Consider the following 7053-nt stretch of genomic DNA (forward strand, 5'->3'; position numbering starts at 1 on the left):
TTAAAGGACAACAATATGGCCCTACAGGAACGCCACTTACAGAGCGAGGTGGTGCACCTTTGAATTTTACAAGAGAATATTTTAGTGCGGTTGATGGTTCACCAAACCTTTTAGATAATAATGAAGTAACAGGTATAAGGGTACTTAAGTACGGCCCTCGATATGGTGGTTTCAAATCGCATGAAGTCTTCTTCAGATATTCAGACGCCCATTTAATGAAGGCAGAAGCTATGTTTAGAAGCTCAGGCGATGCAACAGCAATGGTTAACGATCTCCGTGTTTTACGTAGTGCAACGCCATTAGGTAGTCTGTCAGAACAAGATTTAATAGATGAAAGAGGTAGAGAACTATACATAGAGTTTTGGAGACGTAATGATTTAATTAGATTTGGTCAATACACACGCGATTGGGAATTTAAAGACCCTGCCGCTATTGGTAATTCAGATCGTGAATTATTCCCAATTCCTGCTACTCAGATTATTCTTAATCCTAATCTCGTTCAGAATCCGGGATACTGAGAAGTTTTTTAAATTTATTTTTAAAAAAACCCTGATCTTAAGATCAGGGTTTTTTATTTTTAATGCCTTGGCATATAGCCATAAAAATAATATCTTACGATGTCAAAAAACTATCCAAAAATATGTACACTTTAGGCTATGATCTTGGAAGTTCTTCAATAAAAGTAGCCTTAGTAGAGATAGCCTCCGGTAAAAGCCTGGCCGTAATAAGTGAACCTAAAAAGGAAATGAATATGCTCTCCGTTAAAAAAGGGTGGGCAGAACAAGATCCTGATGATTGGTGGACACATCTGTGTTTTGCCACAAAACAAATACTGAAAGAAACTAAAGTTCCTCCAGATGAAATAAAAGGAGTTGGAATCTCTTACCAAATGCACGGCCTTGTTTTAGTCGACAAGCATGGTATTCCTTTAAGAAAATCAATTATATGGTGCGATGGAAGAGCTGTTGATATTGGAAGAAAAGCATTTGATGATCTGGGCCACGATACCTGTGCTGAAAAACTTTTGAATTCCCCTGCAAATTTTACAGCGTCTAAATTAAAATGGGTAAAGGAAAATGAACCCGATCTCTATAAGAACAGTTTTAAAGCCATGCTCCCCGGCGACTATATCGCTTACAAGTTAAGCGGGAAAATAAATACCACCATTTCTGGCCTTTCGGAAGGTATATTTTGGGATTTTAAAGAAGAACATATTGCCAGTTGGCTTTTAGATTATTATGAAGTAAATGAAGTGCTTATCCCTGAAATTGTAGCTACTTTTTCAGACCAGGGTCACATTACTGCCAAAGGAGCTTTGGAAACGGGTCTGGCAGAAGGCACTCCTATTCTTTACCGTGCCGGCGATCAACCCAATAATGCCCTCTCATTAAACGTATTTAATCCGGGTGAAGTAGCAGCAACCGGAGGTACTTCTGGTGTGGTTTATGCAATTACTGATAATCTGTCTGTTAAAGAAAGTTCACGTGTAAATAATTTTGCCCATGTAAATTATTCCCCCGAGAAGATGCGCATAGGTAAATTGCTATGTGTAAATGGGGCAGGAATTATGTACCGATGGCTATTAAATAATTTAAAAATTACTTCCTACCAGGAAATGAATGAGTTAGCTGCTAAAGTGCCTATTGGTTCTGAAGGAGTTATTATTTTGCCTTTTGGCAATGGCCCGGAACGAATGCTAAATAATAAAGATTTAGGAGCACAAATAGGAAATATAAACTTAAATATTCATTCTAAGCCACATCTTTGCAGGGCTGCACTTGAAGGAATTGCTTTTTCTTTTGTTTACGGTATGGAAATATTAAGGGCAGATGGCATCAAAGCCAAAGTAATTAGAGCAGGTAATGATAATTTATTCAGGGCTCCTATTTTTTCCAATACCATAGCTAGTTTAATAAATCAGGAAATTGAAATTTACAACACCACCGGTGCTATTGGTGCTGCCCGTGCCTGTCAGCTACATAATGGAAATTATGCTGCTTTCGGAAAACAAATTATGGATAATGATTATATTATGAGTTATACACCCTCCTCTGATAAAGAGGAATATAAAATGGCTTATGAACTCTGGAAAAACGAACTGGAATTAAAATTAAAAAACAATTAATATGGTACTTATTGGCAACAAGGAATTTTATAAAGGAATAGGCGAAATACCCTATGAAGGCAGAGAATCTGATAATCCCCTGGCATTTAAATATTATAATCCCGAACAGCTTGTAGCGGGTAAAACCATGCGAGATCACTTAAGATTTGCTGTGGCTTACTGGCATACTTTCTGTGGTGTAGGCGCCGATCCTTTTGGCCCGGGTACGCAAAATTTTCCCTGGGATAATTTTAGTGACCCATTAGATGCAGCTAAAGCAAAGGCCGATGCGGCCTTCGAATTTATAACAAAAATGGGGTTTGACTATTTCTGTTTCCATGATTTTGATCTGGTTAGGGAAGGGAACTCATTTTCAGAATCTGAAAGGAGACTTTCAGCCATTGTCGACTATATTAAAGAGAAAAAAGCGGCTTCAGGAGTAAAACTTTTATGGGGGACGGCCAATTGTTTTTCTAATCCCAGATATATGAATGGTGCCTCTACTAATCCCGATTTTAACGTTTTGGCGAGGGCAGGAGGGCAGATAAAACTAGCTCTGGATGCTACTATGGCTCTCGATGGTGAAAATTACGTTTTTTGGGGAGGCCGCGAAGGGTATATGTCTTTATTAAATACAGACATGAAACGGGAATTAGACCATATGGGTCGTTTTTTGGCAACAGCAAGAGATTATGCCAGAAAACAAGGTTTTAAGGGAACTTTCTTTATAGAACCTAAACCCATGGAACCTATGAAGCATCAATATGACTTTGACGCTGCAACGGTAGTTGGATTTCTACATCAGTATGGTTTACAGGATGATTTTAAACTGAATCTTGAAGTTAATCATGCTACCCTGGCCAGTCACACCATGCAACACGAAATGGAAGTTGCCGCCGCTCATGGCATGCTGGGCAGTATTGATGCAAATCGGGGTGACTATCAGAATGGTTGGGACACAGACCAATTCCCTAACAATATTACTGAAGTTACAGAAGCCATGCTAACATTTCTGAAAGCAGGAGGATTGCAAGGGGGTGGGATTAATTTTGATGCTAAAATAAGACGAAATTCTACTGATCTGGACGATGTATTTTATGCCCATATTGGTGGCGCAGATACCTTTGCAAGAGCACTACTTATTGCCGACAAGATTATGACTTCTTCCCCTTATAATGATCTGAGAAAAAAGCGTTACCAGTCATTTGATTCGGGCAAAGGAAAGGATTATGAACTTGGGAAATTGGATCTGACTGATCTTTATGAAATTGCAAAGTCAAATGGTGAATTGGAATTACAGAGCGGTAAACAGGAATTGTTTGAAAATATAGTTAACCAATACCTATAGCCATAAAGTTAAAACCTAATAAATAATAAAGCATTTTTTTAATTAAAGAAGAATTTTACCTAAATTCAACAATTAGCATTTATTAAACCAACAACCAACCAAACTAATTATGACATCAGCTTTCGGATTTTGGGATTATTTTATTTTTATAGCCTATGCCTTCCTGATTTTAGGAGTAGGTCTATGGGTATCCAGAGATAAAAAAGGGCATCAGAAAAATGCAGAAGACTATTTTCTGGCAAGTAAATCATTGCCCTGGTGGGCAATTGGCGCGTCCTTAATCGCGGCCAATATCTCAGCAGAACAGTTTATCGGGATGTCAGGTTCAGGTTTTGCCGTTGGGCTGGCAATAGCCTCCTATGAATGGATGGCAGCTATTACTTTGCTTATAGTAGGTAAATACTTCCTGCCTATTTTCATTGAAAAAGGGCTGTATACCATTCCGGAATTTGTAGAGCAAAGGTTTTCTACGAATTTAAAGACCATCTTAGCGGTATTCTGGATTGCGCTCTACGTTTTTGTAAACCTCGCATCTGTATTATATTTAGGTTCACTTGCATTGGAAACCATAATGGGGATTCCCATGGTTTATGGTGTAATTGGGCTGTCATTGTTCGCAGCTGCTTATTCCCTTTATGGGGGACTCTCCGCTGTTGCATGGACCGATGTAATTCAGGTTATCTTTCTGGTCTTTGGCGGTTTAGTGACATCATATTTAGCACTAAATACAGTTTCAGACGGGCAAGGAGTGCTGGAAGGTCTCAAAATTGTTTACGATACAGTCCCTGAGAAATTTGTTATGATATTGGACAAATCCAACCCGGAATACGATAATTTGCCGGGTATCGGTGTTTTAGTTGGCGGACTATGGGTTGCCAATTTATATTATTGGGGTTTTAATCAGTATATAATACAACGAACACTGGCTGCGAAATCACTTAGAGAATCACAAAAGGGTATTATTTTAGCTGCAGTTTTGAAACTTATTATTCCAATAATAGTTGTGGTTCCCGGTATTGCCGCCTATGTAATGATAAATGATCCGGAAACTATGGCCAGATTGGGCGATATAGGTATGCAGAACTTGCCTTCACTGGAACAGGCAGACAGGGCATATCCCTGGTTACTGCAATTCCTGCCTGTCGGACTTAAAGGAGTGGCATTTGCAGCACTATCTGCCGCCATTGTTTCGTCCCTGGCGTCGATGTTAAATTCTACATCCACTATTTTTACAATGGATATCTACAGACAATATATCAACAAAAATGCATCAGACAAGACAACCGTAAATGTTGGTCGCCTGTCAGCTGGAGTCGCATTGGTAATTGCATGTATCATGGCTCCTTTATTAGGTGGAATTGATCAGGCCTTCCAATTTATTCAGGAGTACACCGGTTTGGTGAGTCCGGGTATCTTAGCAGTTTTCATACTGGGCTTGTTCTGGAAAAAAACCACGAACAAAGCCGCTATTATTGGTGCTCTTGTTTCTATCCCAATAGCGCTTTACTTCAAGATTGCTCCTAATGGTTGGTCTACAAGTTCCTTTTTTTTGGATGTCCCGTTTTTAGATCAAATGGGGTACACCGCACTTCTGACTATGTTGGTCATTGTTATTGTTAGTTTATCGCAAAATAAGGGCGCAGATGATCCTAAAGGTATTCCTTTTTCCAAAGATCTTTTCAAAACCAGTCCAAAGTTCAATATTGGGGCATTCGCTGTGATGTTGATCATTGCAATGCTATATGCGCTCTTTTGGAATTAATTCCTGGCAGTAAATAAAATAAAAAGAAGGATTGATGATTTTCAATCCTTCTTTTTTCTTATTGTGGCATTTAGTTAATTGTTAGACTCTGGCAACAACCTCATTTTTAACATGATACTTAGTATAACATTAACTCGGAATACATTCTTATTTCTGCTAGTTTCATTATCTTGCCGTACAATTTTGGAGCATAAATGAAAAGGATCTTAGGACTTTCTTTAAGCATAATTGTACTCTTAAGTGCTTGTGACGAAAAGAAGGAGAAACTGTTTAACAAAGTTACCTCTGCTCATTCCGGAATTTATTTTAAAAACCAGCTGATAGATACCCCTGAGCTTAATATTCTTAACTATCTGTATTACTACAATGGAGCCGGGGTCGTTTCTGCCGATTTTAATAATGATGGACTGGTAGATCTTTATTTTACGGCCAATCAGGGTGAAGACAAACTTTACATTAACCAAGGAGGCTTAAAATTTCAAGATGTCACCAAAGTGGCTAATATTAGTAATCCCGGAAACTGGACGACAGGAGCTACACATGTAGATATTAACCATGATGGTTTACTTGACATTTATGTTTGTAAAGTCAGTAATTACCAAGGAATGAAAGGCAGAAACCTGCTCTTTATAAACAAAGGCGTAAATGAAGAGGGTATTCCGAAATTTAGTGAAGAGGCATCTTCCTATGGCCTTGATTTTAGTGGGCTTTCAACTCAGGCCGCATTTCTTGATTTTGATCTTGATGGGGATCTGGATATGTATCTCTTAAATCATTCCGTGCACCCCAACAGAACTTACGGTAAAGGATCGCAACGTTTAGAAACAGACTCACTTTCCGGTGATCGTCTCTATAGGAATGATGATGGAATGTATAAAGATGTTTCAAAAGAAGCTGGTATTTTCCAGGGTAAAATTGGATATGGTTTAGGACTCGGAGTTAGTGATATTAATGACGATGGATATCCTGATATTTATATTGGTAATGATTTTTTTGAAAATGATTATTTGTACATAAACCAACGCGATGGAACCTTTAAAGAACTTATTTCATCAGATAACAGACGCCTGGGGCATACTACGCATTACTCAATGGGTAACGACCTGGCTGATGTAAACAATGATGGATTAACCGATATCCTTTCTTTAGATATGCTCCCGGAAGATTTGGAAACTTATAAAACATCCGGATTGGAGTATTCATTTCCAACCTACCAATACTATTTAAAAAATGGATATGCCCCTCAGTATATGCAAAATACCCTACACCTAAACCTCGGTACTGAAAATTTTAGTGAAATAGGAAACTTAAGCGGGATTTCTGCTACAGAATGGTCCTGGGGGGTTCTCACTGCAGATTATGACAATGATGGTTATAAAGATATTTACATATCAAATGGCATTAAAGGGGCTACGAATGATATGGATTTTATAAGTTACATAGCCAATGAAAATATTCAAAAGAGAATAAGTGCAGGAATGTCCCAAACTGATATGGCATTTATAAATGAATTACCTGAAAAAAAAGTCGCAAACTATCTGTTTAAGAATAACAAAAACCTTTCTTTTAAAAATGTTACTAAAGAATGGTACAAAGAAGAAGTCTCTTTTAGCAACGGTTGTGTTTTTGCAGATCTGGATAATGATGGAGATCTCGACCTTGTTGTAAACAACCTCAATGAAGAAGCCTATCTTTTGGAAAATAAATCGGATACAAAAAAGGATAGAAATTATATTAAGGTCGCTTTAATTGGAGATGAAAAAAATAAGTTCGGCATTGGAGCTAAAGTGTTGGCTTATTCTACGAATGGGATTTTGAAACAAGAAGTTTTTGTCACGA

General features: G+C 38.1%; 5 protein-coding genes. All 5 read left to right on the forward strand.

From position 1 onward, the window contains the following. The coding region (locus WBM60_RS17090) for a RagB/SusD family nutrient uptake outer membrane protein (RefSeq protein ID WP_424283392.1) at positions 1–518 on the forward strand (518 nt) is incomplete at its 5' end. Positions 519–640: 122 nt separating this feature from the next. Next, entirely contained in the window at positions 641–2125 is a 1485-nt protein-coding gene (locus WBM60_RS17095) for a xylulokinase (RefSeq protein ID WP_424283393.1), read from the forward strand. Position 2126: 1 nt separating this feature from the next. After that, the gene (gene xylA, locus WBM60_RS17100) at positions 2127–3452 is read left to right on the forward strand and encodes a xylose isomerase (protein WP_424261990.1); all 1326 of its coding nucleotides are present in this window, start codon (positions 2127–2129) and stop codon (positions 3450–3452) included. Positions 3453–3561: 109 nt separating this feature from the next. Beyond that, positions 3562–5214: a sodium/sugar symporter gene (locus WBM60_RS17105; RefSeq protein ID WP_424261992.1), complete on the forward strand. Its 1653-nt coding sequence runs from the start codon at positions 3562–3564 to the stop codon at positions 5212–5214. Between the two features lie 194 nt (positions 5215–5408). Continuing rightward, the coding region (locus tag WBM60_RS17110) for an FG-GAP repeat domain-containing protein (RefSeq protein ID WP_424283394.1) at positions 5409–7053 on the forward strand (1645 nt) is incomplete at its 3' end.

Source organism: Eudoraea sp., from assembly GCF_049669105.1.
GTDB lineage: Bacteria > Bacteroidota > Bacteroidia > Flavobacteriales > Flavobacteriaceae > Eudoraea.

Excerpts from the sequence above, each read along its gene's own strand:
- WBM60_RS17095 (WP_424283393.1), top strand. The coding sequence starts at position 641 with ATGTACACTTTAGGCTATGATCTTGGAAGTTCTTCAATAAAAGTAGCC.
- xylA (WP_424261990.1), top strand. The coding sequence starts at position 2,127 with ATGGTACTTATTGGCAACAAGGAATTTTATAAAGGAATAGGCGAAATA.
- WBM60_RS17105 (WP_424261992.1), top strand. The coding sequence starts at position 3,562 with ATGACATCAGCTTTCGGATTTTGGGATTATTTTATTTTTATAGCCTAT.